22 protein-coding genes and 1 tRNA gene are annotated in these 24,394 nt (G+C 49.6%); 14 read left to right on the top strand and 9 right to left on the bottom strand.

The annotated features are described in order from the left end of the window. Positions 1-18 precede the first annotated feature (18 nt). Entirely contained in the window at positions 19-1,020 is a 1,002-nt protein-coding gene (locus ACFSUS_RS20425; protein WP_381525601.1) for an aldo/keto reductase, read from the bottom strand. Positions 1,021-1,211: 191 nt separating this feature from the next. Between ACFSUS_RS20425 and ACFSUS_RS20420 the strand changes: the two genes are divergently transcribed. After that, on the top strand, positions 1,212-2,090 hold the full coding sequence (locus tag ACFSUS_RS20420) for an MBL fold metallo-hydrolase (protein ID WP_381525600.1): 879 nt from the start codon (positions 1,212-1,214) through the stop codon (positions 2,088-2,090). A gap of 207 nt (positions 2,091-2,297) precedes the next feature. Here ACFSUS_RS20420 and ACFSUS_RS20415 read toward each other — a convergent pair whose 3' ends face one another. Then, complete coding sequence (locus ACFSUS_RS20415; RefSeq protein ID WP_381525599.1) at positions 2,298-3,206, bottom strand: helix-turn-helix domain-containing protein; 909 nt, start codon at positions 3,204-3,206, stop codon at positions 2,298-2,300. Between the two features lie 117 nt (positions 3,207-3,323). Beyond that, positions 3,324-3,767: a hypothetical protein gene (locus ACFSUS_RS20410; protein ID WP_381525598.1), complete on the bottom strand. Its 444-nt coding sequence runs from the start codon at positions 3,765-3,767 to the stop codon at positions 3,324-3,326. A 141-nt stretch (positions 3,768-3,908) separates the two neighbouring features. On the opposite strand from ACFSUS_RS20410, the gene mnmA reads away from it, so the two are divergent. The 3 genes from mnmA to ACFSUS_RS20395 all read left to right on the top strand — a co-directional run bounded on the left by mnmA (position 3,909) and on the right by ACFSUS_RS20395 (position 6,158). Continuing rightward, positions 3,909-5,057: a tRNA 2-thiouridine(34) synthase MnmA gene (gene mnmA, locus ACFSUS_RS20405; protein WP_381525597.1), complete on the top strand. Its 1,149-nt coding sequence runs from the start codon at positions 3,909-3,911 to the stop codon at positions 5,055-5,057. A gap of 104 nt (positions 5,058-5,161) precedes the next feature. Further along, complete coding sequence (locus tag ACFSUS_RS20400; protein ID WP_381525596.1) at positions 5,162-5,848, top strand: 3-keto-disaccharide hydrolase; 687 nt, start codon at positions 5,162-5,164, stop codon at positions 5,846-5,848. Between the two features lie 58 nt (positions 5,849-5,906). Next, positions 5,907-6,158 (top strand): hypothetical protein, encoded by a 252-nt coding sequence (locus tag ACFSUS_RS20395; RefSeq protein WP_381525595.1) that lies wholly within the window; start codon positions 5,907-5,909, stop codon positions 6,156-6,158. On the opposite strand, the gene ACFSUS_RS20390 is transcribed toward ACFSUS_RS20395, so the two are convergent. Next, positions 6,155-6,685 (bottom strand): GAF domain-containing protein, encoded by a 531-nt coding sequence (locus tag ACFSUS_RS20390; protein ID WP_381525594.1) that lies wholly within the window; start codon positions 6,683-6,685, stop codon positions 6,155-6,157. The two genes, ACFSUS_RS20395 and ACFSUS_RS20390, sit on opposite strands and share 4 nt — an antisense overlap. 115 nt (positions 6,686-6,800) lie before the next feature. On the opposite strand from ACFSUS_RS20390, the gene ACFSUS_RS20385 reads away from it, so the two are divergent. From ACFSUS_RS20385 to ACFSUS_RS20355, 7 genes are all read left to right on the top strand, one after another. Beyond that, complete coding sequence (locus ACFSUS_RS20385) at positions 6,801-7,475, top strand: HAD family hydrolase (RefSeq protein WP_381525593.1); 675 nt, start codon at positions 6,801-6,803, stop codon at positions 7,473-7,475. Between the two features lie 93 nt (positions 7,476-7,568). Continuing rightward, positions 7,569-8,612 (top strand): agmatine deiminase family protein, encoded by a 1,044-nt coding sequence (locus ACFSUS_RS20380; RefSeq protein ID WP_381525656.1) that lies wholly within the window; start codon positions 7,569-7,571, stop codon positions 8,610-8,612. 127 nt (positions 8,613-8,739) lie between these two features. Then, positions 8,740-9,087, top strand: a complete 348-nt coding sequence (locus ACFSUS_RS20375) for a n-acetylglutamate synthase (protein ID WP_381525592.1) — start codon at positions 8,740-8,742, stop codon at positions 9,085-9,087. Between the two features lie 4 nt (positions 9,088-9,091). After that, complete coding sequence (locus ACFSUS_RS20370) at positions 9,092-9,772, top strand: hypothetical protein (RefSeq protein ID WP_381525591.1); 681 nt, start codon at positions 9,092-9,094, stop codon at positions 9,770-9,772. A 249-nt stretch (positions 9,773-10,021) separates the two neighbouring features. After that, positions 10,022-12,394 (top strand): peptidylprolyl isomerase, encoded by a 2,373-nt coding sequence (locus ACFSUS_RS20365; RefSeq protein WP_381525590.1) that lies wholly within the window; start codon positions 10,022-10,024, stop codon positions 12,392-12,394. A gap of 87 nt (positions 12,395-12,481) precedes the next feature. Further along, the gene (locus tag ACFSUS_RS20360) at positions 12,482-13,864 is read left to right on the top strand and encodes a peptidylprolyl isomerase (RefSeq protein WP_381525589.1); all 1,383 of its coding nucleotides are present in this window, start codon (positions 12,482-12,484) and stop codon (positions 13,862-13,864) included. A gap of 103 nt (positions 13,865-13,967) precedes the next feature. Continuing rightward, complete coding sequence (locus ACFSUS_RS20355; protein WP_381525588.1) at positions 13,968-14,930, top strand: AAA family ATPase; 963 nt, start codon at positions 13,968-13,970, stop codon at positions 14,928-14,930. Positions 14,931-15,007: 77 nt separating this feature from the next. Here ACFSUS_RS20355 and ACFSUS_RS20350 read toward each other — a convergent pair whose 3' ends face one another. The 4 genes from ACFSUS_RS20350 to ACFSUS_RS20335 all read right to left on the bottom strand — a co-directional run bounded on the left by ACFSUS_RS20350 (position 15,008) and on the right by ACFSUS_RS20335 (position 18,180). Beyond that, on the bottom strand, positions 15,008-15,193 hold the full coding sequence (locus tag ACFSUS_RS20350; protein ID WP_381525587.1) for a hypothetical protein: 186 nt from the start codon (positions 15,191-15,193) through the stop codon (positions 15,008-15,010). A 61-nt stretch (positions 15,194-15,254) separates the two neighbouring features. Beyond that, complete coding sequence (locus tag ACFSUS_RS20345) at positions 15,255-16,244, bottom strand: ABC transporter ATP-binding protein (RefSeq protein WP_381525586.1); 990 nt, start codon at positions 16,242-16,244, stop codon at positions 15,255-15,257. A gap of 52 nt (positions 16,245-16,296) precedes the next feature. Continuing rightward, complete coding sequence (locus tag ACFSUS_RS20340; protein ID WP_381525585.1) at positions 16,297-17,931, bottom strand: NADP-dependent glyceraldehyde-3-phosphate dehydrogenase; 1,635 nt, start codon at positions 17,929-17,931, stop codon at positions 16,297-16,299. 165 nt (positions 17,932-18,096) lie between these two features. Continuing rightward, positions 18,097-18,180: transfer RNA gene (locus ACFSUS_RS20335), tRNA-Leu, on the bottom strand. 188 nt (positions 18,181-18,368) lie between these two features. On the opposite strand from ACFSUS_RS20335, the gene ACFSUS_RS20330 reads away from it, so the two are divergent. Continuing rightward, entirely contained in the window at positions 18,369-21,101 is a 2,733-nt protein-coding gene (locus ACFSUS_RS20330; protein ID WP_381525584.1) for an ATP-binding protein, read from the top strand. A 90-nt stretch (positions 21,102-21,191) separates the two neighbouring features. Here the strand turns inward: ACFSUS_RS20330 and ACFSUS_RS20325 are convergent, their stop codons facing one another. Next, positions 21,192-22,430: an ABC transporter permease gene (locus ACFSUS_RS20325; RefSeq protein ID WP_381525583.1), complete on the bottom strand. Its 1,239-nt coding sequence runs from the start codon at positions 22,428-22,430 to the stop codon at positions 21,192-21,194. A gap of 161 nt (positions 22,431-22,591) precedes the next feature. Here ACFSUS_RS20325 and ACFSUS_RS20320 point away from each other — a divergent pair, with 161 nt between their 5' ends. Together ACFSUS_RS20320 and ACFSUS_RS20315 are read left to right on the top strand one after the other, a co-directional pair. Then, complete coding sequence (locus tag ACFSUS_RS20320) at positions 22,592-23,854, top strand: asparagine synthetase B (RefSeq protein ID WP_381525582.1); 1,263 nt, start codon at positions 22,592-22,594, stop codon at positions 23,852-23,854. A gap of 213 nt (positions 23,855-24,067) precedes the next feature. Further along, a complete protein-coding gene (locus ACFSUS_RS20315; RefSeq protein ID WP_381525581.1) occupies positions 24,068-24,388 on the top strand; it encodes a hypothetical protein in 321 nt (106 codons plus the stop codon). Positions 24,389-24,394 lie beyond the last annotated feature (6 nt).

Raw genomic sequence — 24,394 nt, 5'->3', positions numbered from 1 at the left:
TTTGTTAAAGACAACCAACTAATGGTTCACCAGCTTCATCGCCCCTTCGCTGTAACGCTCGCCGGTGTTGGGATAGCGAGCAACCAGTTCATCAATAGCGCTAAGATCAGCATCGGATAACGATACGTCAACCGCCCCCGCATTTTCTTCCAGATACTTCCGCTTCTTGGTGCCCGGAATCGGGATGATGTCATCGCCCTGCGCTAGTACCCAGGCCAACGCTAGTTGTGCGGGTGTTACGCCCTTATCAGCCGCCAAGTCAGCAAAAGCAGAAGCCAGCGATTGATTGTTCTCCCAATTTTCACTACTGTATCGAGGCAAGGTTCTCCGGAAATCGTCGTCTGCCAATTGATTCACATCGAGCGTGTTCGTCACCAGCCCTCTGGCGAGAGGTGAGTACGGCACCAACGTAATGCCCAGTTCACGAACGGTATCCAGAATGTCCCCTTCGATGTTTCGGGTCATCAACGAATACTCGCTTTGCAGAGCCGCGATGGGGTGAACCGCGTGCGCCTTACGGATGGAAGCAGCCGAAGCCTCGCTCAGGCCGAGATAACGCACTTTCCCTTCTTTCACCAGATCGGCCATCGCGCCAACCATTTCCTCAACCGGTACGTTTGGGTCAATGCGGTGCGCATAGTACAGGTCAATGGTGTCAATTTTCAGGCGTTGCAGACTCTTCTCGACCGCCGTTTTCATCCACTCAGGCGACCCATCGAAATAGGTACCGGAGGCTGCGCTTGGTCCAGCAATTCCATTTTTGAATCGGAAACCAAACTTAGTAGCAATAAATACCTTGTCGCGATTGGGGACCAGAACTTTAGAAATGAGTTCTTCATTCTGGCCGTTGGCATACATATCGGCCGTATCCCAGAAGTTGATGCCCAGGTCCAGCGCTTTGTGTAAGGTAGCGATGCTTTCCGTTTCGTCGGTTGGTCCATAGGCGAAGCTCATGCCCATGCATCCCAGCCCAATGGCTGATAGGTTTTCTCCCGTGTTACTCAGATTTCTGTATTTCATAACCTTTGTGTTGTATGCAACAAAGATAGAGTGCGCCAGCTAGGAGAAGCTTATAGCATTCACACAGATGATTATAAAATTCAAACAGTCAGTCGGTGACTTTCCTTACTTTTCATGAACGCAGATGAACTCCCGGCTCCTTCCGTAGTTAGGTAATTGCTTCCCGGCTTAGCGGGGTCTTCAGTAAACGCATGAACCTAACTATCACCGGCTATTCAACGGCCTTGTTCTCAACCTGGTACTTCATTGAAGAATTAAGGCTGCTCTTCGATGCCGGCGACGGAGTGGCGGCTAATCTGCTCCAAAAGTCCCGCAAGATTGAGCACATCTTTCTCTCGCACGCTGACCGGGACCACATCACGGGATTGTTACGCTTCAACGAGCTAAATGCACGGGAGGGCTTTCCCAAACTATACTTTCCAGGCGATACCCGTTCGATTGGTGCCCTGGAAACCTTTTCTAAACAGTTTGATAACCGCGTCAACCAGACCATCTGGCAGGGGCTGACTAACCATGAACATGTTACCATTCAGAAAGACCTGTATGTAGAGGCCATACGCAACAATCACGTAGTCAATGCTCAACCGCACGAGGTTAAGAGTCTGAGCTATCAGGTTTATCAAATAAAGCACAAGCTGAAAGCCGACTTATTAGGCCTTTCCCAAGACCAGATTATCCAGTTGGCGCACGACGTTGGCCGGGAAACGATAACCGAAGAAATACGAACGAATCTGTTGGTTTATTCCGGCGATACGCCCACCGATCAGCTTGAGCGCTGGGACCACACCCAGATTCTCATTCACGAGGCCACGTTCTTAACCGACGACGAATTTCACACCTTAGATACCAATCGGAACCGACATAGCACGCTGGAATCGGTCTTACGAGCCGTGGCGGATCTAGATATCGAAACGCTGATCCTAGGTCATTTTTCCTCGCGCTATTCACCGGAAGAAATCGACACGGCCATCAAGCGGTTTTGTCAGCAATTCCAGATCAAAATTCCGGTCTACCGTCTACTATCCGGTCAAACCCAGTGGGGCATTTTGCGGAGTGATCCCATTAATTAACGTGAATGAAGAGCACTCTTCTGACTAAATACCTATCATTCAAAGGCTATATTGGTTAAACTTTGTCATCCCGACGAAAGGAGGGATCTTCGGGTGAGGCTAACAATCCTCCGGCTATAGAAGATCCCTCCTTTCGTCGGGATGACAAAACTCAGTTCATTTAGGCTTATATGGTTACTTATTAATCGCAATTAATGAAAGCACCCTTTAAACAGCTACTTTGCGGACTTCATTTGGTGTAAGTTGGGTGTGTTTTTTGAAGAAAATATTAAAGTAGGTTGGGTACTCGAACCCCAGGCTGTAGGCGATTTCGGCGATGTTCCAATCGGTATGTTTCAACAGTGCCTGAGCCTCTTTAATGATGCGGGCTGAGATATGTTCCGTGGTGGTTTTGCCAGTTATTTCTTTGACCGATCGATTCAGGTGGTTGACATGCACCGACAAACTGTTCGCATAGTCGTTGGCTGTTTTCAGGTGGAGGGCATCCTCGGGCGTATCAATCGGAAACTGCCGTTCGAGTAATTCAATGAACAGCGACGTAATCCGGGCCGATGCGTTGGTATGTTTTTCAAACCGCTCCGCAGGCTGCATCTTCATGGCCTCGTGGATAATCAGGTGCAGATACGTTCGCAGCAGATCGTACTTGTGCGTATAATCCGACGCGATTTCATCCATCATCCGCTGAAAAATCCCCGATACCTCTGTCAGTTGACGTTCGTTCAGGAAGTAAATAGGATTGCCACCAATTTTGAACAAGGGCGACTCGGCCAGTGTCTCTTTTTGCTCGTAGCGGTGCAAAAATGACTCCGTAAACAGACAGAACCAGCCTTCCTGCTGCTCCGACGTAGCTTCCCATGAATAGGGAATCATGGGGTTGGAGAATAGCAGCGCCGGCTGGTCGATGTCAATCCATTTATCAGCGTAGTCCAGCTTTCCGGCGCCTATAATTAAGGAAACCTTGTAAAAATCCCGGCGTATGTAAGGCGTTTTTCTGAAACATGAACTACGCGTGAATACGTTAAAATGACCAGCCCCGGCATTGGTAAAGGATAGATTTGTAGGATTGGCCTGCGGAACGCGTTGATAAAACTCCTGAATGGTTTCGGAATGACTCATACCGCTAAAAGTTATACAATTCAAACTTTTAGGCGCTAAGGTAAGGTTACAGCGTGGCAAATTCAAAGGAATGGATCATGTCGTGAGCTAAGGCTGATAATTACAGCAAGAACTGACTCAGACCCAACTGGAGTAATTCCGAAAAGACGATTCGACGGCAATCCCATCATCACCTTTTCGATAGCGAAGCCACTGGCCTGTCCGGTAATTGTAAACGAATCCTTCTACAATATCGTAGGGATAATCCTCAATCAAGCTTACTACTTTTTGCAAATCACCTTTCAGACCGCGGGTATGGCAGACCTCAATAATGATGGGAATACGGTCAACTTCGTTGTCGTATAAAACTAAGTCGGGGGTGGGCGATCCGTCGTTACGGCTAGTCCGGCCTTCGTCAAGCATAGTTTCGGGCAGTGGCTCTAGTTGAATCGCCTTGTCGTAGTAATACAACTTTCCCAGCCCGACATTCAGCTTACTGACAGCGCGTTGATGATCCATTGGGGCATTCACGCCCATCTCATCTTCCTGAACCAGCGACGCACTATGTTTGACGGTATACATGACAATCTTTTTTTGAATAATTTAATAAACCTAACCGAATCAGCAATTGGAAACTAAACGCAACAATTCGGGTGTTGGCTCGATATCGGTTAATTTTACCGAAATTTTCAAATCGGAGGGCTTTGAACCCTCGCAGATCCCATGAGCAAACACGGACGAATTCTGGTCGCCATGAGTGGCGGCATTGATTCTTCGCTCGCGGCTGTTATGTTGCACGAAGAAGGGTATGAGGTCATCGGCATGACCATGAAAACCTGGGACTACGCTTCCTCTGGTGGTACCAAAAAAGAAACGGGCTGCTGCAGCCTCGACAGCATCAACGACGCGCGTAACATCGCCGTCAGCCTGGGTTTCCCTCATTACATCCTCGACATTCGCGAAGAGTTCGGCGACTCTGTGATTGACCATTTTACGGGCGAATACCTCGAAGGCCGCACGCCCAATCCGTGTGTCCTCTGCAACACCCATATTAAGTGGGATGCGTTGCTCCGCCGGGCCGACCGACTCGATTGTGAATCCATCGCCACGGGTCACTACGCTAACATTCGGAATGAAGCCGGTAGATATGTCATCTCGAAAGGCATTGATAACCTCAAAGATCAGTCGTATGTGCTTTGGGGCGTATCGCAGGAGAGCCTGAGCCGGACCAAACTACCGCTGGGCCATCTGCGCAAATCGGAAATTCGCGAAATGGCCAAAGAACGTGGATTTATGGAACTGGTGACCAAATCCGAATCGTACGAAATCTGCTTCGTGCCCGACAACGACTACCGGGGCTTCCTGAAACGTCGTGTGCCCGGCTTAGAAGAAGACGTGGCGGGTGGAAATTTTGTCATGGAAGGCACGGGTAAAATCCTGGGTAAACATCAGGGTTACCCATTCTATACCATTGGTCAACGAAAAGGACTGGGCATGGCGTTTGGCCAACCCATGTTTGTGACTGAAATCAGGAAAGAAACTAACGAAGTCATATTGGGCGTCGACAAAGACCTGTTCCGCGACGGGATGATTGTCAGCCGACTGAACCTACAGAAGTACGACCGCATCACCGGCCCGCTCGAAACCGTCACCAAAGTACGGTACAAAGACCCAGGCACACCGGCCACGATTTATCAGGCTGGCGATAAGATTGAGGTCTTGTTCGATGAGGGTGTATCGGCCATTGCACCGGGTCAGGCAGCCGTTTTCTACGAAGGTGATGACGTAGTGGGTGGCGGTTGGATCATGAAGAGCTTCCGCCGGAGCGATAATCAGGGTATTCGACAGCCAAACGCGGTAGCCGTCAATTAACAGAAATCAGCGGCATCAGGCGTACCAAGATTCAAATTTTCTTGATACGCCTGATGCCGCTGTGTTGAAAACCAGTTTCTTTGCAGGTATATCTGAAAACCTACATGAAAGCATTCCTGGTATTCATTAGTCTTATACTTCTCGTCACGAGTCGGCTGTTCGCCCAAACCCCACCCAAAGGCCACCCAAATCCCAGTGGTGCTGGCTGGCGGACTCTTTTTTCAAGTGACCTCTCCGACGCAAATTTCCCTAAAGGTGTTTGGAGTATCGAAGACGGCGTGTTGACGGCCACTGCCGATAAGGCGATCTGGACAACGCAGCCTTATGAGAACTTCATACTGGATCTATTCTTTAAAACGGCCGATGGCACCAATAGTGGCGTCGTTGTTCACGCCAGCGACACGACTAACTGGATTCCCAACTCGGTAGAGATACAGATTGCCGACGACTACGCAAAACAATGGGCCGAATCACCTGCCAACTGGCGGTGCGGTGCATTTTTTGGCCATCAGGCCGCCACGAAAAGTCTGGTTAAGAAACCCGGTGAATGGAACCGATACACCATCACGTGTCAGGACAAAATGATTTATGTTGTCCTGAACAACGAACTGGTTAATACAATTGACCTAACGAAATTCACTTCGGCTAAATCTAACCCCGATGGTTCAGAAGTACCAGCCTGGCTCAATAAACCGGCCGCTGAATTGCCGCTTCGTGGTTATATAGGTCTACAGGGCAAACACGCGGGTGCCCCAATCTATTTTAGGAACATTAAGATTAAAGAGTTATAACGTAGCCTGGACCGCACGGGCGAACCCAATGGGGCTCGGCTTTTGTTCTACTAATACCATGAATGCAGAACCCGTTACCCGTCATAGCCGCGCCCTACCCGAACTACGTTTTTCGCTTAATCTACTTTACGTCGGTCGTTTGTTGCTGGGCATGTCTACCCCTTCACCAACGCTTGAAGATGGGATCGACGCCTTCGATGAGCGTATCGAAGACGTGACCGACGAGTTAGTCGCCACAGAACTGCTGCACGAAGCGGCCGTATTGGCCGGCGATGTGTTGCCTACACCCGAGTTGCCGCCAGTGGCTTAGGCTGACTGTACAAAAGCGGCAACAACCGGTTGCAGCATAGGCAGAATTGCCTCAATCTGGGCTTTGTCTTCCGCAGTCCAATGGCGTGGCTGCCCGAATAAAGATGGCTGCAAAATTCCCCACAATTGCCCGTCCTGCTGAATGTGGGCATGAATCAGCGCCCGATGGCCGAACGTTTTGTGCTCATACTCCCGGTTTAATACGTCTGGTCCAGCCGTTTCGACATCATCGACATAGACCGACGGCTTCATGGATAAGCCAGCCCTGATTAGCGGATCTTCTTTTGGCAGATCGGTAGTGTCGGGTTGCCAATCCGGCTGAGTTACGTACGGAATGGTATCATCCTTACACCAGCAAAACGCAATGCGCCCCCGTTGGTGCTCCGGCTGACGGACGTACAGAAAGCATCGGTCCGCAGTCAATGCTTCGCCAATTTGTCGAACAAGTTGCTGTAGGGTCGCTTCGGGCGACTGGTTTTGTGCCAGCAGGTGCCGGGTCCGCTCAGGAATAGAATTGTTGGTAGTCATTCACGCTTAACTCAGATCGGCCCGTTCGGTTCTCTTAGCCGACGAATTAATTCGTCGGCTAAGAGAACCGAACGAGATACAATCCCTTTTCTTTGCGCTCAAAACCATTCGCTATATGCATAATGCTACGTTTGCCTGTCTTTTCGATATGGACGGGGTCTTAGTTGATAATATTGATTTTCACGTAAATGCTTGGTTGCAGTTTGCTCAGCACCACAACCGCCCGCTTACCAAAGCTCAATACCTCGAACACATCAACGGCCACGTTTCGGCCGATGCAATGGCCTATGTTTTCCAACGCGAGATTTCACCCGGAGAACTCATTGTCTTAACGGAGGAGAAGGAAGCGATCTACCGCGAGTTATACCGTCCGCACCTTCAACCAGCCCCCGGCTTGCTTACCTTTCTGAGTGATCTAAAAGCTGCTCATGTTCCGTTGGCGGTGGGCACCTCGGCGCCGATAAGCAACGTTTATTTCACCCTCGATGGCTTACCGTTACGCCCTTATTTCGATGCTGTGGTAGACGCCAGTATGGTTAAACACGGTAAGCCTGATCCCGAAATTTACCTCAGAGCAGCCGAACGCGTTGGCGTAGCACCCGCACTCTGCGTCGTGTTTGAAGATGCCTTCGCGGGCATTGAAGCCGGTTTGCGGGCGGGCATGAACGTGATTGCCGTGGCTACGACGCACACCCGCGAGGAGCTGAAAGATCAGGGGGCAGCGCTAATCATCGACGACTTTGTCGGGCTAACGGTAGCTAAGGTGGGGCAATTAGTAACACCGGTTTAACAGCCTGTTCTGCTCATCGACCGGTCCTATTTTCGTACCTTTGCGGACAGTTTATTTCAATACCGCATTATATCCTTGACTACATCATCCGAAATCAGGCTGATACCTGCCCGCGAAGGTTTCTTTTTTCCTGCCGAATGGCATCCGCACGTAGCTACCTGGCTTAGTTGGCCCCATACCGAAGCTTCGTGGACCAAAGAGCGGCAGGAGCTAATGTTCCCGGCGTATATCGACTTCATTAAGGCCATTGCCGAGAGTGAACAGGTGTGCATCAACGCCCATAACGAAACAGTGATCCAGGCGGCTAAATTGCGCTTGCTGGCCGCCGGAGCCGACATGAGCCGGATTACGCTTCTCCCCCACCCGACCAACGATTCGTGGTGCCGCGATCATGGTCCGGCGTTCCTGATCAACCCGGAGAAAAAGCAACGGATGATTGTAAATTGGGGGTATAATGCCTGGGGAAACAAATATCCTCCGTATGACCGCGATGACCTGATTCCGGCCGAGATTGCCCACTATCGGGGCTTAGAATACGTAACGCCTGGCATCATCATGGAAGGAGGTTCTGTCGAATTCAACGGAGTCGGAACGGTGCTAACCAGCCGTGCCTGCCTACTCAATCAGAATCGTAACAGTCACCTGACGCAGACCGATATTGAGCAGTATCTGTGTAACTATTACGGGGTTAAACAAGTACTGTGGGTGGAAGAAGGTATTGTCGGTGATGACACCGACGGCCACATTGACGACACGGTTCGGTTTGTAAACGAAGATACGGTCGTTGCCGCTTACGAAGCCAACCCCAACGATGACAATTACCCCTTCTTGCAGGAAATTCACCACGAGCTAAAAGAAATGCGGCTGTTGAATGGCAAGCAGCTCAACATCGTTGAGTTGCCCATGCCTGACCCGGTCGTGAGTGATGGGCTTCGTTTACCGGCCTCGTATGCCAACTTCCTGATCACGAACGGGGCCGTTATTGTACCCACGTTCCGCTGCGACAAAGACCAACCTGCCCTGGATATCATCGGCACATGCTTTCCTGATCGGAAGATCATCGGCATTGACTCGACGGATATTGTCTGGGGTTTAGGTAGCTTTCACTGCCTAAGCCAGCAGGAGCCATTGGTCTGAACACTGTCTGATCGGACCGCCGACGACGCGGCCTGGATTTTTAAGATTATTAGGATTAAAAGGATTTTGTTCCTACTGTCGGTAATCTTTTACAAAATCCTGTAAATCCTCTCAATCCTGTTCAGACATGATATACGATAACAAAATCTTTCGCTCTGTCACCAACACCGCCAATGGCGAAGTGAGTGGCGATACGCTGTTTCACTATCACCAAAAGGGCCAGATTGTCTGGGCTGAATACGGCGGGGGAGAGATTTCAAAAGGTTTTCTGATCGCAACGGTGCAGGCCGATGACAGCCTGGACGTGCGCTACCAACATGTAAACGCTGCTGGCGAATTGATGACGGGTCGTTGCCAATCGACTCCTGAACAACTGCCGGATGGGCGCATCCGATTGTACGAACGCTGGCAATGGACCAGTGGGGATGAATCGTCGGGCGAATCTATTGTAGAGGAAGTTATTACGTCAATTTAACCAGATGATGCGCGTTTGTTTATTCATTGTTGTCTCTGTGCTGGGATTTAGCTGTTCGCGGCAGACCACGCTTACCGCCGTGCTAACGCCCCGTACGTTAAAGGCAGTGAACCTGGAAGAAACGGTCAGCCGGCGCGACGAACTGATGATGGCCTATTCGCTCACCAGCTACGATGCTCAAAACAAGCCCGTTGGCGTAGTAAACGGAGGCTGGGGCGTTGAATCGGCGCAAAAAGGGCAACAAGTTGACCTCCGTGCGGCCCAACCCATTAGCCTGGCCTTACCCAAGAACGGTAAGATCGTGGCCTCGTTGGTCTTAATCGAAGTAGACGATTACAACCAGGCCAAGCAGATGCTGGATCAGATCCGGCAAGTACATAATGTAGTCAGCGGACCGGCGGCTTTTTTGGTGACCGCAACCGAGATTCTGACGCCCCTCAAATACGTTACGGCTGGCCTGGCCGCGTCGGGTATTGGTCTCAAACTAGCCGATCAATTCGACGACGATGATCTGTTAGGGCAGAGTAGTGTAGAACTCAATGAGGCCGAGATGAGACAGAAAAAACAGCGATTTGTGCGGGTACCCGCTGTCTTCACGGGGCAGAACCTGCGCGACGCATTTGAGTATCAGCTAGAATATGATGTCACATTAAACGTTATGAAAATACAACCAACTCGCCAATAAGGCGACTTCATGCTCGTTGGATAAGCGTAGTCCGGCCCGCTAAAACGCCCTCCCGAGCGAATGTTTTAACCACCGAATCTGTTTCACTCGGTAGACTGCTGATTCTTATGATAATTATGATTTACGATGACTGTTTATATGGTTTCAATAGCTAGTTTATATGATAATGGTATTTGATGATGACAAATCATTTGGATCATATAAATCAGCCGTCTATTGTTATTGATAATCTAAAATCTTTTTGATGCTATGCGCCACCTCACAGGCGGTCTTTTGTTAGCACTTCTTGTAACAGCTTGCAAAACAAACAAGCCGGTTGTTCAACAGACTCCCCCCCAACCCGTTATCCTGACGCTGGGCAACAAAGCCTTCACAACCGACGATTTTTTTCAGTCATTCACTAAAAATCAGCTCTCGTCTGATTCGGCTCAGCGGACCGACGTAAAAAACTACTTCGATCTATACACCAATTTAAAGCTGAAAGTGCTGGCGGCTGAGTCCGAAGGGCGCGACACAACCGAAGCGTTTCGGGAGGAGATGAACACCTACCGCAAGCAGCTGGCGCAATCGTACGTAACCGATAAAGTCCTGGTTGAGTCGCTGGCGGCTGAGGCTTACCAACGTTTGCAGGAAGAAGTCAATGTCTCGCATATTTTGGTGGCTGTACCCGAAGATGCCCTACCCGCCGATACACTAGCAGCCTATCAATCGGCGCAGTCGCTCCGTAAACAAGCGCAAGCTGGCGAGGACTTTGCGAAATTAGCCAATGAGCACTCTAAAGACGCTACGACCGCTCAAAACGGGGGAAACCTAGGCTATTTTACGGCCTTTTCGGTTGTATATCCGTTGGAGACTGCAGCTTATACAACACCCGTTGGCGGTATATCAGCCCCCGTTCGGACAAAGTTTGGGTATCATCTCGTTAAAGTGAACAGTCGTCGGCCAAGTCGCGGCCGGGTGCGGGTGGCTCATATTCTGGTGCGTTTGAGCCCGGCAGCAGACGAACCAGGCCAGAAGGCAGCGCTGGAGCGCATTAACTCTGCCTACGATCGTTTGCAGAAAGGCGAATCGTTCGAGACTGTTTGCCGGGAAGTATCTGATGATGCTACCTCGAAAGCAAACGGCGGTGTATTGCCCATGCTCGAAACAGGGCGATGGGTGCCCGCCTTTGAGGAGGCTGCGTTTTCTCTTACTAAGCCTAACGAGTACTCGAAACCCGTACGAACTAATTACGGCTGGCACATCATTAAGCTTATTGAGCGTAAAGGTCTGGAACCGTATACGGAATTAGCTCCTGCCCTACGCCAGCGCGTTACGACCGACACCCGTGCCGAAGTACTCCGCCAGGCCACCGTGCAACGACTGCGCAAAGACTACCCGGTGCAGGAAGACAAAGCAATTGTTGAGAGTGCATTGGCCAAAGCGGACAGCAACCTGTTGCGGGGACAATGGCGGTTTACCGAACCCCTCGACCCTGCCTTGCAAAACAAAGCCATCGTAACCATTGCGAATCAGCCTTACACGGTTAATCAGTTTTTTGCTTACGTACGTCAGCGCCAGCAGCCTCAGCGTAACCCGGCTTTATCAGTTACAGCCCCCACCCAGGCAGCTCCGGCTTTAGGGGCACCAAACGTGGCCATGCGTCGGTTATTCGATCGCTTCGTTGGTGACCAGTTGACCGCTACAGAAGAACAGAATTTAGACAAAAAATCGTCTGAGTTCCGGTCTCTATTGAGTGAAATTCGGGATGGCGTACTGCTCTCACAGGCCATGGAACGTAACGTCTGGGAGCGGTCGATGACTGATTCGACGGGCCAGCGTCAATATTTTGAGCAGAACAAAGATAAATATCGCTTCCCTGAGCGAGCCGTTGCTACGGTGATTGTGGCCCAGAATGACGATCTCCTCAAACAAGCTACTGACATGCTGAGCACTAAACCGCCCTACCAGCTTCGTCGGTCGGCGGGCGATCTGGTGTATGCCAAAAACCAAACTACGTTAAGTTCGGCCCTGCGCGAAAGCCTGTTCGATGTGTTGGTGGTTATGACCCGTAACCCAGATTATATCGTTGAAGTAACGGGCTCGCACGACCCATCGGAGCGAGATTCAGTGTCGGCGGGAAGAATCCGCAACGCCGTTAGTTACTTACAGCAGAACGGGATTCCGCTGGCTCGAATCATGGAAAAAGACTATCAGGGAGCACGGCCCGGCGCACCTGCCAACGCCGACCCTAAAACGCAGCGGAAAGTAACATTCCAGTATTTCTCCAACGCCAGAACCGACGTGGCCAAAGTACTGAGCAACAGCAAAACGCAGCAAGCCTCCGCATCGGACACACCAGCCGTAACCATTCTCGAAGGGGCTTTTGCTCAGGGTGCCAATCCGTATGTGGATAGCATTGACCAATGGAAGGTGGGAACGACTACCCTTCACAAAGACAACAAAGCTATCGCGGTTATGATTGACCGTATTGATCCGGCTCGTCCTAAAACGTTTGAGGAAGCCCGTGGCGCTGTTATTAATGACTATCAAATCACACTTGAGCGTAATTGGCTGGCCCAGCTTAAGCAACAGTATCCCGTTAAAGTGAACGAAGAAGAGATTCGGAAACTAGTAAAATGAGCTAAGTTGTTAGCAGATAGCGGGCCGACCAGCTTTAAAAAAACTTAAAAATCAGAGCGTTTGACGTTCTGTACGTATATTTAGAACATGAAAAAAGTAATCAGCAGTGCTATCCTTGTTCTGGTGGCTTACTTTTCGTCAGCCCCCGTTTTTGGGCAGGCGAAGGGCGTTAGTCTCAACAAGATTATTGCGAAAGTAGACAACTACTACGTTTTGCGGTCAGATCTGGAGGAAGCTTACCAATCATACGTTGGGCAAAACCAGACGCCCCCCCAGAAGTGCCAATTGCTGGAGAGCCTGGTCATTAATAAAATGATGCTGGCCAAAGCCGAGATTGACTCGGTAGTGGTGGAAGAGAAGTTAGTCGACAGCGAGCTCGATTCCCGGATGCAATATATGGTGCAGCAGTTTGGCTCTGAGAAAAACATCGTTGAGGCCTACGGCAAGAGCCTTGAGATGCTCAAAAGTGAGCTGCGCCAGCAAGTGAAAGACCAGAAGATTGTGCAGAAGATGCAGCAGAAAATTACGACTGATGTGAAGGTTACCCCTCGCGAAGTTCGTAAGTTTTTTGATGCCATTCCCAAAGACAGCCTTCCTTATATGCCTGCCGAAGTTGAAGTAGGGCAGATCGTACGCTTTGCGAAACCAACGAAAGAACAGAAAGAGGCTTTACGCCAGCGGCTTGTCGATATCAAGAAACGCGTTGAAGCAGGTGAAGACTTTGGCAAACTAGCCAAGGAGGTTTCTGAAGATGTGGGCTCCGCCCAAAACGGAGGAGACCTTGGCTTTGCGAAACGAGGGTCGATGGTATCACCCTTTGAGGGAGCAGCCCTGAAACTGAAGCCGAACGAGATGTCGGATATTGTGGAGACTGAATACGGTCTGCACCTTATTCAGCTGCTAGAAACCCGTGGCGCCGAGTATCATGCCCGGCACATCCTGCTGCGGCCAGATTACAATCGGCTGGATTTGACGGAGCCGACTCGTTACCTCGACAGCCTGCGCAATCTTATCGCAATTGATTCGCTGAAATTTGAAAAGGCAGCCCACGACTTCTCAGAAGATAAAAACTCAGCCGACGCGGGTGGACTCCTTCGCGATGCTCAGTCTGGTGGCAGTCGGTTGGCCATGGACGGCACAATGGAATACGCTATGTTCCAGATGCTGGACACGATGAAAGTAGGCAGTATTTCAGCACCACTACCTTATCGTTCTGAAGATGGTAAGAGCGCGGTACGATTGTTGTACTTTAAAAGCAAAGTACCCCCGCACACGGCCGACTATAGAGTTGACTTCGAGAAACTTCAGAACATTGTGCTGACTAACAAAAAGAATCAGGCCATTGACCAATGGTTCCGAAAATCGGTGGCCGATGTATACATCACTGTCGACCCTGAGTTTCAAGGTTGTCGCATATTCGGCACCACGCAAGGCAGTGCAGCCAGCCTCAGTGGTGGGGGCGGTAACTAAAATAAATGTTGAATTATGAATGGTGAATGATGATTTTTGATGGTTAGTCGTTTCTTTAACAGTCAACGTTCATCATTTATCATTCATCATTAATAAAAATCCTGTGCCTTACACATCAGATGTCGCGGCTGCCGAAGCCCTTACCAACTCGTATCAGAAACTAAAAAATGAAATCTCAAAAGTTGTCATTGGCCAGGATGAAACCGTCAGGCTTCTTTTGACAGCTATTTTCTGCCAGGGGCACTGCCTCTTAGTAGGGGTGCCAGGGCTCGCCAAAACCCTGCTCATTCAGACCATAGCTGGCGCTTTAGACCTCGATTTCAACCGAATCCAGTTTACGCCCGACCTGATGCCATCGGACATTCTGGGTTCCGAAACGCTTGATCAGGAACGTAATTTCAAATTCATCAAAGGGCCTGTTTTCGCAAACATCATCCTGGCCGACGAAATCAACCGGACTCCGCCTAAAACCCAGTCGGCATTGCTCGAAGCCATGCAGGAGTATGCAGTAACCATTGCCGGTCAGAAATACGGTTTAGGACGCCCTTTCTTTGTGCTGGCTACGCAGAACCCGATTGAACAGGAAGGTACGTATCCGCTACCCGAAGCGCAGCTGGACCGCTTTATGTTCAACATTTACCTCGATTACCCCTCTTACCAGTCTGAGTTAGATATTGTGAAGAGTACCACTTCCGACCAGCGGTATGAAGTGCAGCGGGTAATCACGGGCGAAGAGATTCGGGAGTTTCAACATCTCGTCCGTCGTGTTCCAGTAGTAGATAACGTGGTCGAGTATGCCGTCAAGCTTGTGCACAAAACGCGTCCTAACACCGAGATGGCGGCCAATGACGCTAATCAATATTTAGAGTGGGGAGCAGGGCCACGGGCCTCGCAGGCTTTGATTCTTGCCTCTAAGTGTAACGCTTTGTTAAATGGTAAGTACTCGCCCGATATTGAAGACGTACGAGCCGTCGCGCTGCCAATTCTTCGGCACCGGGTTGTGCGCAACTTCAAAGCAGAAGCAGAAGGCATCTCGGTCGAACAGCTCATCAAGCGAATGCTGTAGCTATTGGGATTAGACATAGAACCAAAAAGGCAGTTACTGTAAAGGTGACTGCCTTTTTGGTTCTATACAATGTAACATTAATCGTCGTCGCGGTTTTCCTTATTGGTTCTGCCCAGATAATCGTCGTTCGTCATACCGGTCGATTCATCGTCTACACCGGTAGGTTTGACGTTTTCGGTTTCTTCACTGACCAGGAAGCCGTTATTTCCCTGCGATTCTTCTTCACCGTGATATTGTTTACCGGCACTTTGGTTCGATTCCATAACGCGTTCTTAGATTGCTTCTGTTAATCAAACCGGGCACGATTCGAATAGTTATGGAAAATTAGCGTTGCAGCGTCCAAACGGTTGAGCTCACAAGGGATACGCCTACCGACTGCCCTAAGGTTAAATCGTTACGTGTAGACAGCAGATGTACGCACACATACCGCGACAACTCAACGTCAACTTCGTAGTGGCTGCCTTTGAAATAAACGGCTCGAACAATCCCCGGCGCTCCTGTATCATCCAACCGGAGTTGCTCGGGCCGGAAGCTAGTGAGTGCTTCTGAATTAGAAGCTTCGGGTAAGCCCAGCAGCGGTAAATATTTCGCTTTAAGTATGTTCGCCTGCCCCGTCATGCGGGCCGCATAGGCCGTAGCTGGGCGATGATATACTTCCTCGGGCGGGCCGAGCTGAATGAGTCGCCCATCACGCAGAATACCCAGGGTGTTTGCAATTGACAGCGCATCAGTTGCATCGTGGGTGACAAACAAGCAAGAGGTACTATCCTGACGAACCATATCAAACAGCAGGTTGCGAACGATAAGCCGATTGGGTAAGTCAAGATGACTGAATGGCTCATCGAGCAGCAACACGGCGGGTTTATCGGCAATGGCGCGGGCAATGGCCGTACGCTGTTTCTCGCCACCTGATATTTGGCGAGGCACCCGGTCCTGTACATCCGTCAGCCGACACAAGCGTAGCAGCTCGTCGATCCGGAAATTCTGATAGCTTTTCTCATAAAATCGCAGGGCGTAACCAATATTTTCGCGGACCGATACGTTCGGCATCAGTTGATATTCCTGGTGCACCAGTCGTATGTCCTTGTGGCCTGGCACCAGTACCTCCGACGGGCCCAGTACGCGCTCGTCATTGAGCCGAACTTCGCCAGTATCGGCGTCCATGAGTCCGGCCAGTATGTTTAACAGCGTACTCTTTCCAGATCCACTAGCCCCAACAAGTGCCAATAGTTTGCCGGGCTCCAGTGTCAGCGACACACTGCGAACGGCCGATACGTCGGTAAACGATTTCGTGAGTTTATGTGCAGTAAGCAAAGGCGCATGTAGTTTGGCCGGACTGGCATACCAGCCTGGCCAAACTACTATCTTAGAAAATGAAATTAGTGCTTAAGAACTCCGATTTGTGATGGCTGACAATATCGTTCAGGATCGCTTTATTATCATTTGTGTCCTTTGTGGCCACCGCTGAACGGATTGAGAACGACCGGAGCGCATCTTCTACCGACAATGTCCCTTCGGCAGAGTCTTTACGGCCGGTGAATGGGAACGTATCGGGTCCGCGTTGACACTGAGCGTTAATGTTGACACGGCTCACCAGATTTACCAACGGATCGACCAGCCGGGCAATGGCATCCGTGTTCGTACCAAAAATGCTGGATTGCATACCATGATCGTCGGTAATCAGGTATTGGATAAACTCCTCTTCGTCATCGTAAGCCACCACTGGAATAACTGGACCAAACTGCTCCTCGCGGTATAAGCGCATACCTTCTTTAACCGGGTACACAACCGCCGGTTTGAACAACGAAGCCACGGTCTCGCCCCCACCTTCGTTGACCACAGATGCGCCACCTGCTTCGGCGTCGGCAATGATGTCGGCCAAATACTGCGTTTTGTTCACCTCAGGCAGGGGTGTAATCTGTACTCCATTACTCCAGGGCATACCAAGCGTCAGCTTGCTCACCTCAGGGCTAAAGCGTCGCAGAAATTCGTCAACGATAGAGCGATGTGCCCAAATGATTTTAATGGCGGTACAACGCTGCCCGTTAAACGACAACGATCCCAGCAAGCACTCTTTCACAGCTACGTCCAGATCGGCATCGGGTAGAATAATGGCCGCATTTTTGGCGTCCAGGCTCATGATAGACCGCAAGCGGTTCAGTTTCGGGTGCTGTCGTTGCAACTGATCGGCCACGCGGCTCGATCCAATCAGCGTTAATACGTTCACCTTACCCGACTGCATCACCGGCGGCACTACGTCTGCCCCACGGCCGTACAACGAATTGACTACCCCCTTAGGAAAACTTGTGCGGAACGCTTCGAGCAGCGGATAGTGAAGTAGCGAACCATGCTTGGGCGTTTTAAACAAAATGGTGTTACCCATTAAGATAGCCGGTATCAGCGTAGTGTAGGTTTCATTAAGGGGATAGTTGAACGGCCCCATCGCCAATACTACTCCTAAGGGTGACCGTCGAATCTGACCAATGATTCCCTCTTCGATCCGGAACCGCGACGAGTTGCGATCCATATTTTTGAGCGTATCAATCGTATCGTAAATATACTTGGCCGTCCGATCGAACTCTTTTGTGGCATCGGCCAGGTTCTTGCCAATCTCCCACATTATAAGGTTAACGACCAGCTTTTTCTGCTCCAGCATTTTGCCGACAAAGGTCTCCATGCACTGAATGCGTTCGGCAATCGACATAGTGGGCCATTCGCCCCGACCATTATCGTAAGCCGCAACAGCCGCGTCGAGGGCTTCCAAAGCTTCTTTAGCCGTTGTGACAGGAAAGCTACCAACAAGTTTACGCTCGAGTATACCATCGGCTCCTTGCACACAAATGGGCGAGTATACCTCAGAAACCGGCCCATTCCACTGACGCATCTCGCCGTTGAGTAAGTACTCGCGCTGATGGATCGGTTCAATGAGATACTCGGCTGGAATCTGCGATAAATCCTGGGGAAATAAATCGGCTAGCTGCGAAGATTGCGTAGTGGTCATTGTGGTAAGAGGTAATGTTCGTGTCAACGAAATGGGAACGGCGGCAAACTTCCGTATTCGCCGAACAAATTCCAACCCACTAACGCGGTAATGAGTACTTGATCAATTCAATCGAGTACTGCAACATAAAAAAGGCCCAGAACTTGCGTTCTGGGCCTTACCAAGTACCGGGAGCCGGACTCGAACCGGCATGTCCTTGCAGACAATGGTGTTTGAGACCATCGCGTCTACCGATTCCGCCATCCCGGCTTAAGAATCGGTTCAGAACCCGCTAAAAAGCATCCCTGAACGCGAACGTGGGTGCAAAAGTAAGATTCCGTAATGGCTTATGCAAATAAAAAAATGGAGTTCGTTTCGATCACTTCGTACAGCTGACTGTATGGTTGGTAGAATTTACCTCATTTTCTTAGATTTACAAACATATCGTTTCGTTAGACATGTCCGAACATTTTACGTCTACTCCATCAACTTCCTATCCCTCTCTCCTTACAGACTTATTTGATCAGCTTCCTTATGGAGTGATCGTGTATGAGGCCGTTCGCGACGATGAGCGCTTCGTTTTAGACTATCGGACTGTCTATTACAACGCGGCCTTATTGACCATCAGCACCCATTCAAAAGAGCAATTAGAACATCAGCTTTTGTTTCAGCGGTCTCCCCTTTCGCGTACCGACACTGAGCAGATGCGCCGAATCGTCGACGAACGGGAATCGTTTGCTTATCAGTATCTGGACCCAGTCTTGAATCGCTGGTTCTCCGTTGAGAACCAACCCTTCAACGACGGTTTTTTTACCATTTTCCATGACATTGATGAATTTAAACGCTCGCAGGTCGCTTTAGAAGAAAAGACGCACGAATTACAGAAGAATGTCGAGCATATTTCGCGGCAAAACGACCTTCTGACGTGCGTTTTGGATGTTTCTCCGACCAGTATTACCATCGAGCGACCCATCCGGGATGAGCAGGGCTCGATAAACGACTTTCAGGCTGTATTCACCAATCCAGCCAGCTTGGCTTTAGGAGGTCATTCGAAGGAAGATGTTCTAAGTAAGCCGATCAGCCAGTTAAATCCTCAATGTAAGCAATCTGACTTGTTTATCAATTACCGTAACGTTGTTGAATCAGGCCGACCATTTAGAGTCGAGTTTTTCCATCCTCCGCTCAGCAAGCACCTGGAGGTCGCCGTTACACCTTTGGATGCCGAACATATTGTTGTACTGTTCAACGACGTAACGGCCGCTCGTCAGAATGCGCTGGAGTTGCAACAGCGAAACGAGTTGCTCGATGGCATCTTGCGCACGTCCGAGAGCTCTATTGTTGTTTATCAGGCAGTTCATGACGACATCGGCGATCTGATTGATTTTCGATTGGCACTGGTTAACGAGGCCTCACTCCGAGCAGCAGGGACGACTCACGACGCCATTATAGACAAGTTGATCACGGAAGTGTACCCTGATACCAAGACGAATGGTTTATGGCATCAGTATATAACGGTGTACAAAACCGGAGAAACATTTCGGGGTAATCATTACTACCCTGCTATTGACAAATGGTTCGACGTAACGGTTAGTAAACTAGGAGATAAACTAGTAGCGACATTAATCGATATAACACTCGCTCAACTGGCCGCGCAGAAGCTGGAAGAACAGGCTAATCTGTTCGATGGTGTTTTGAAAACAATGGGGAACGGATTGGCAGTATTAGAAGCCATTCGTGACGAAACCGGTACGATCGTCGACTTGACCTATGTAGAAGTTAGCCAGACCATTTTGAACTCGACCGGATTCGCCAAAGAGGAGATCATTGGCAATACCATATTGAATTTATTTCCGGGCGTGAAAGCAACTGCTTATTGGGCCGCTTACTTAGCCACGTTCGCAACGGGAGATCCTCAACATTTCGAGGTGTATTATAATTATGATGGATATGATAACTACACCGATAACTGGGTTACTCGGCTAGATGAAAACCGGGTAATATCTATTTACTCCGACATTACGAGTCAGAAACAAGCTGAGCTACAAGCCAAACAACAGGCAGCTTTATTGCAAACCGTGCTCGACAGTTGTCAGATACCCATTGTGTTTTTCGAGGCTATCCGAAACGAGAAAGGAGGCATAATCGATTTCCGGTACGTACTTCAGAACGAAGCGAACGCCCGAGTCGTTGGCCATTCAGTTGGTGAAACAACAACCAAAACGATGCTCGAAGTACTACCCAGCCTGAAGGAGTTAGGTGTTTTCGACCGCTACGTACAAACCGTAGAAACAGGCCAGCCTCAGCACTTTGAACAGCACTTTAATGGTGATACGATGAAGGGTTGGTTCGATATGTCTATCATGAGGCAGGACGATGGGCTTGTGGTGACCGCTAACGATCAGACGTTGCTACGCCAAATGCTGCAACGTACAGAGCAGTTGGTAACTGAGTTGAAACAATCAAACCTTAACTTAGAGCAGTTTGCCTACGTAGCCAGCCACGACTTACAGGAGCCACTGCGCAAGATTCAGTCATTTAGTAATCTGGTGCTTGATCAATACAGCGACGCCATTCCTGACGATGGCGTTGATATGCTTCGGCGTATGCAGTCGGCGGCCAAACGTATGAGTGTATTAATTCGTGATCTGTTAACCTATTCTAGACTCTCAACCCAATCTGAACCATTTGAGCCGGTTAGCTTATCATCTACACTGGCCACTATTCTAAATGATCTCGAATTAACAATCGACGAAAAGAAAGCTCAAATTAATATCGGAGATAGCAACGGGGCTCGCTTGCCGATCATTAAAGGGAATCCTCTTCAACTACGACAACTGTTTCAGAACCTGCTCAGTAACGCTTTGAAGTTTTCACGACCAGATACTACTCCAACAGTGTCCATCCAAATCCGGTCAGTTGAGGCTGGTAACGTACCCGTTAACGTATTGAACCGTACCAACAAGTCATGGCTCGCTATTGACGTTGTCGACAATGGTATTGGTTTTGATGAACAATATCAGGAACGTATTTTTCAACTCTTTGAGCGATTGCACGGCCGTAGTGAGTATGCCGGTACCGGTATCGGGTTGACCATCTGCCGGAAGGTAGCTGAAAACCACGGAGGAGCCATCACAGCCCACAGCCGCCCTAACGAAGGGGCAACCTTTACGGTGTATTTACCAGTTTCCTGAGTGAGTAGCCATTCATAGTCAGGAAATGTGAGTTTCTGACTAGCAGTTGACTACACCTGACCACTTCCTGACGACCACTTAACTTCTTGTTCATTCGTACCGTAGGGCATCGATTGGGTCAAGCTTTGAAGCTCGTACGGCCGGGTAAATACCGGCAAATAAGCCAACGGTCACGCAGACAACCAGACCGAGGCCCATCCAACCCCAGGGTACTACAAAGCCGCCCTGCCCCTGGCTAATTAGCGTGGCGATCAGGTTACCAATACCAAGACCTAATATAACGCCCCCTACACCGCCCAGGATGCAGATAACGATGGCTTCTATCAGAAACTGTTCGCGGATACGCTTCGGTGTTGCCCCGAGCGATTTACGGATTCCAATTTCTCGGGTTCGTTCCGTGACCGACACAAGCATAATGTTCAATAGGGCAATAGACGCTCCCAGTAAGGTAATAAAACCAATACCAAAGCCGCCAATACGTAAATACCCGGTGATGTTTTCGGTTTCTTTGGCCAGATCGTCCGCCCGCTCGATATCAAAAGAATCGGGTTGGCCAAGCTGATCGTGCCGTACTAAACGCATTACTCCCTGCGCTTCACCAACGGCTTCGTCCTGGTCGGCAACTGTCGGCACCGAGGCCGTAATATCAAACGTAAGCTTTTGGGTTCCTGCCAGGGCACGGGCATTGTCCAGCGGGATCAGAATAATCCGGTCTTCGCCCCCACCACTTAACCCACCCTTTTTGGCCAGAACACCAATGATTTTATATTGGTTACCAGAGACGCGTATGACCTGATTGAGCGGGTTTAGCTTCTTTTCGAATAGCGTATTGGCGACTTCGCTACCCAGAACAGCTACATTGAGCCCATACTCTGCATCGTTCTGGGTTATGTTTCGACCACTTTGAAGTGTGAACCCTTTCACACCAAGATAAGCATCGTCGCCCCCCGTAAGCTGAACGTTTGGATTTGTCTTTTTAGAACCGAACTTCGCCTGAGCCGCCCCATTCACAATCGTCGATACCGCAATCGTCGCGCCGTACGGAAACCGGCGTTTAAACTGTACAGCATCGAAGTAATCAATGGGCTCATCTTGCTTCTGTACCCGTCCTCCCCGCCGAAAGGCATCCTGCCGAGCCACAATACTGAACGTATTGGCCCCTAATCCCGCAAAGCTACTGTTCACCGAATTTTGAATGCCATCAATTGCCGTCAGGATGCCCACCAGTGAGGTAATACCAATGGCAATAATGAGCGAGGTAAGAATGGTCCGCAGTCGATTACCAGCAATTGATCGCAAGCCCTCGCGAATGTTTTCGATAAGATTCATTGAATCAAAAGAGTGAAAGAGTCAAAGAGCGAAAGAGCGAAAGTAGGTTGCGTAACTCACTCTTTCGCTCTTTCACCCGTTCGCTCATTAAAATCCTGCACAAAATTTGCTTATCTTTCGTTATTACAAAACTAGCACAAGCACTCTTAACGGGGAAACCAATGAAACGGCTGCTGTTACCGCTTATCCTAATTCTTACATTAACGGGCCAGGTTTGGGCCTCCAAGATTTTGATTCCGATGGACGATGCCCAGAAGAATCACCTTAAAGCGTACGGCATTGCCTATTGGGTACTGAAGACGCACGACACCGAAATCGACTGGCTACTTAATTACCGGGGTGGTTCGTTCATGATGCCCCAAAGTCAGGCGTTCATTAACGAAATGGTCATCCGCGGGGTTAGCTATGAGGTTATTTCTGACGCTCAGTCCGCTCAGATATTATCGGAGGTTGCCGCTGCCGACGCCAACATGGACGCAGTAAAACTCCAGAAGCCTCCTAAAGTTGCGGTCTATTCACCCAAGACCAAACAACCCTGGGATGATGCCGTAACGATGGTGATGACCTATGCCGAAATTCCGTATGACGTCGTGTTCGATGAAGAAGTGATGAATGGCAAGCTACCCGAATATGACTGGCTTCACCTTCACCACGAAGATTTCACGGGTCAGTACGGCAAGTTCTTCCATTTCAAAGATCAGCCCTGGTACATTTCCCAGAAACAGGAAGCTGAAAACATCGCTCGTAAGTTTGGCTTCTCGAAAGTGCCTCAGTTGAAACTGGCCGTAACGCAAAAGATCCGCGATTTTGTGCTGGGTGGAGGCTACCTATTTGCCATGTGCAATGCCACAGATACGTACGACATTGCCCTTTCAGCGCACAACACTGACATTGTCGATGCTTTCTACGACGGTTCTCCGGCCGACCCGAACGCGAACAGTAAACTCGATTACAGCCAGACGTTTGCCTTCCGTAATTTTCAGGTTATTACCAATCCATACGTGATCGAGTTCTCGAATATCGATAACCAACCCGAAGAGCGAGGATTGAGTGAGCACAACGATTATTTTACACTCTTCCAGTTTTCGGCCAAGTACGACCCTATTCCGACTATGCTGACGCAGAATCACCTGAACGTCATTAAAGGGTTTATGGGTCAGACGACTGCCTTCAAGAAAAATTTAATTAAGCCAGAGGTCGTCATCATGGCGGAGAACCGCTCGGCCGGAGAGGCTCGCTATATTCACTCTCCGTATGGTCGTGGCTTCTTTACGTTCTACGGTGGCCACGATCCCGAAGATTACCGGCACGAAATAGGCGAAGAGCCCACGGACCTGAACCTACACCCCAACTCAGCCGGTTATCGCCTGATCTTAAACAACATTCTGTTCCCAGCTGCCAAGAAAAAGAAGCAGAAGACGTAAAAAGTATCCCAGTTTGGTTACTTTAGCATTATGCACACGTTTACCGAACTTCAGAAAGCTCCTAATCGCCGGTCCTTCTTAATTACCTTTGCCCTAATAGTGTTGATAATATCATATACGTTAGGCTCAAAGGGCTTCTTCCAACGGGAACATCTACCGGGTATACTGTTGCCTTTTGGTGTCCTACTTATATTAGGTAGTATAACCTACATTATGCAAGTAAGGGACCTTATATTCCATGTCGACCAGGAAGAGATACGGTTCTGGATTAAACCGTTTGGTCAATGGCAGGTGATCCCCTGGAGTGACATCGACCAGGCCTATGTTCGGGAATACGCTCTTTGGGGCGAATACCCGAAAGGTATAGCAGGAATACGGCAGGGGCCAAACGGCTGGGTGTACAGTGCTGGCGGAACTTATGGATTACAAATTAACAAGAAGTCTGGTGGTAAAATCCTTCTTGGCACGCAACGTCCGGATGAACTGAGAGAATTTCTGGCGGCATTATCCAAGGTAACCACAAAACCTCTTTAACATAAA

Origin of the sequence: Spirosoma soli (genome assembly GCF_042684525.1) — a bacterium.
GTDB lineage: Bacteria > Bacteroidota > Bacteroidia > Cytophagales > Spirosomataceae > Spirosoma > Spirosoma soli.
Note: the sequence above shows the minus strand (reverse complement) of the source record. Positions and strands in the feature narration are given on the sequence as shown.

Excerpts from the sequence above, each read along its gene's own strand:
- ACFSUS_RS20425 (WP_381525601.1), bottom strand. The coding sequence starts at position 1,020 with ATGAAATACAGAAATCTGAGTAACACGGGAGAAAACCTATCAGCCATT.
- ACFSUS_RS20420 (WP_381525600.1), top strand. The coding sequence starts at position 1,212 with ATGAACCTAACTATCACCGGCTATTCAACGGCCTTGTTCTCAACCTGG.
- ACFSUS_RS20415 (WP_381525599.1), bottom strand. The coding sequence starts at position 3,206 with ATGAGTCATTCCGAAACCATTCAGGAGTTTTATCAACGCGTTCCGCAG.
- ACFSUS_RS20410 (WP_381525598.1), bottom strand. The coding sequence starts at position 3,767 with ATGTATACCGTCAAACATAGTGCGTCGCTGGTTCAGGAAGATGAGATG.
- mnmA (WP_381525597.1), top strand. The coding sequence starts at position 3,909 with ATGAGCAAACACGGACGAATTCTGGTCGCCATGAGTGGCGGCATTGAT.
- ACFSUS_RS20400 (WP_381525596.1), top strand. The coding sequence starts at position 5,162 with ATGAAAGCATTCCTGGTATTCATTAGTCTTATACTTCTCGTCACGAGT.
- ACFSUS_RS20395 (WP_381525595.1), top strand. The coding sequence starts at position 5,907 with ATGAATGCAGAACCCGTTACCCGTCATAGCCGCGCCCTACCCGAACTA.
- ACFSUS_RS20390 (WP_381525594.1), bottom strand. The coding sequence starts at position 6,685 with ATGACTACCAACAATTCTATTCCTGAGCGGACCCGGCACCTGCTGGCA.
- ACFSUS_RS20385 (WP_381525593.1), top strand. The coding sequence starts at position 6,801 with ATGCATAATGCTACGTTTGCCTGTCTTTTCGATATGGACGGGGTCTTA.
- ACFSUS_RS20375 (WP_381525592.1), top strand. The coding sequence starts at position 8,740 with ATGATATACGATAACAAAATCTTTCGCTCTGTCACCAACACCGCCAAT.
- ACFSUS_RS20370 (WP_381525591.1), top strand. The coding sequence starts at position 9,092 with ATGATGCGCGTTTGTTTATTCATTGTTGTCTCTGTGCTGGGATTTAGC.
- ACFSUS_RS20365 (WP_381525590.1), top strand. The coding sequence starts at position 10,022 with ATGCGCCACCTCACAGGCGGTCTTTTGTTAGCACTTCTTGTAACAGCT.
- ACFSUS_RS20360 (WP_381525589.1), top strand. The coding sequence starts at position 12,482 with ATGAAAAAAGTAATCAGCAGTGCTATCCTTGTTCTGGTGGCTTACTTT.
- ACFSUS_RS20350 (WP_381525587.1), bottom strand. The coding sequence starts at position 15,193 with ATGGAATCGAACCAAAGTGCCGGTAAACAATATCACGGTGAAGAAGAA.
- ACFSUS_RS20340 (WP_381525585.1), bottom strand. The coding sequence starts at position 17,931 with ATGACCACTACGCAATCTTCGCAGCTAGCCGATTTATTTCCCCAGGAT.
- ACFSUS_RS20330 (WP_381525584.1), top strand. The coding sequence starts at position 18,369 with ATGTCCGAACATTTTACGTCTACTCCATCAACTTCCTATCCCTCTCTC.
- ACFSUS_RS20325 (WP_381525583.1), bottom strand. The coding sequence starts at position 22,430 with ATGAATCTTATCGAAAACATTCGCGAGGGCTTGCGATCAATTGCTGGT.
- ACFSUS_RS20320 (WP_381525582.1), top strand. The coding sequence starts at position 22,592 with ATGAAACGGCTGCTGTTACCGCTTATCCTAATTCTTACATTAACGGGC.
- ACFSUS_RS20315 (WP_381525581.1), top strand. The coding sequence starts at position 24,068 with ATGCAAGTAAGGGACCTTATATTCCATGTCGACCAGGAAGAGATACGG.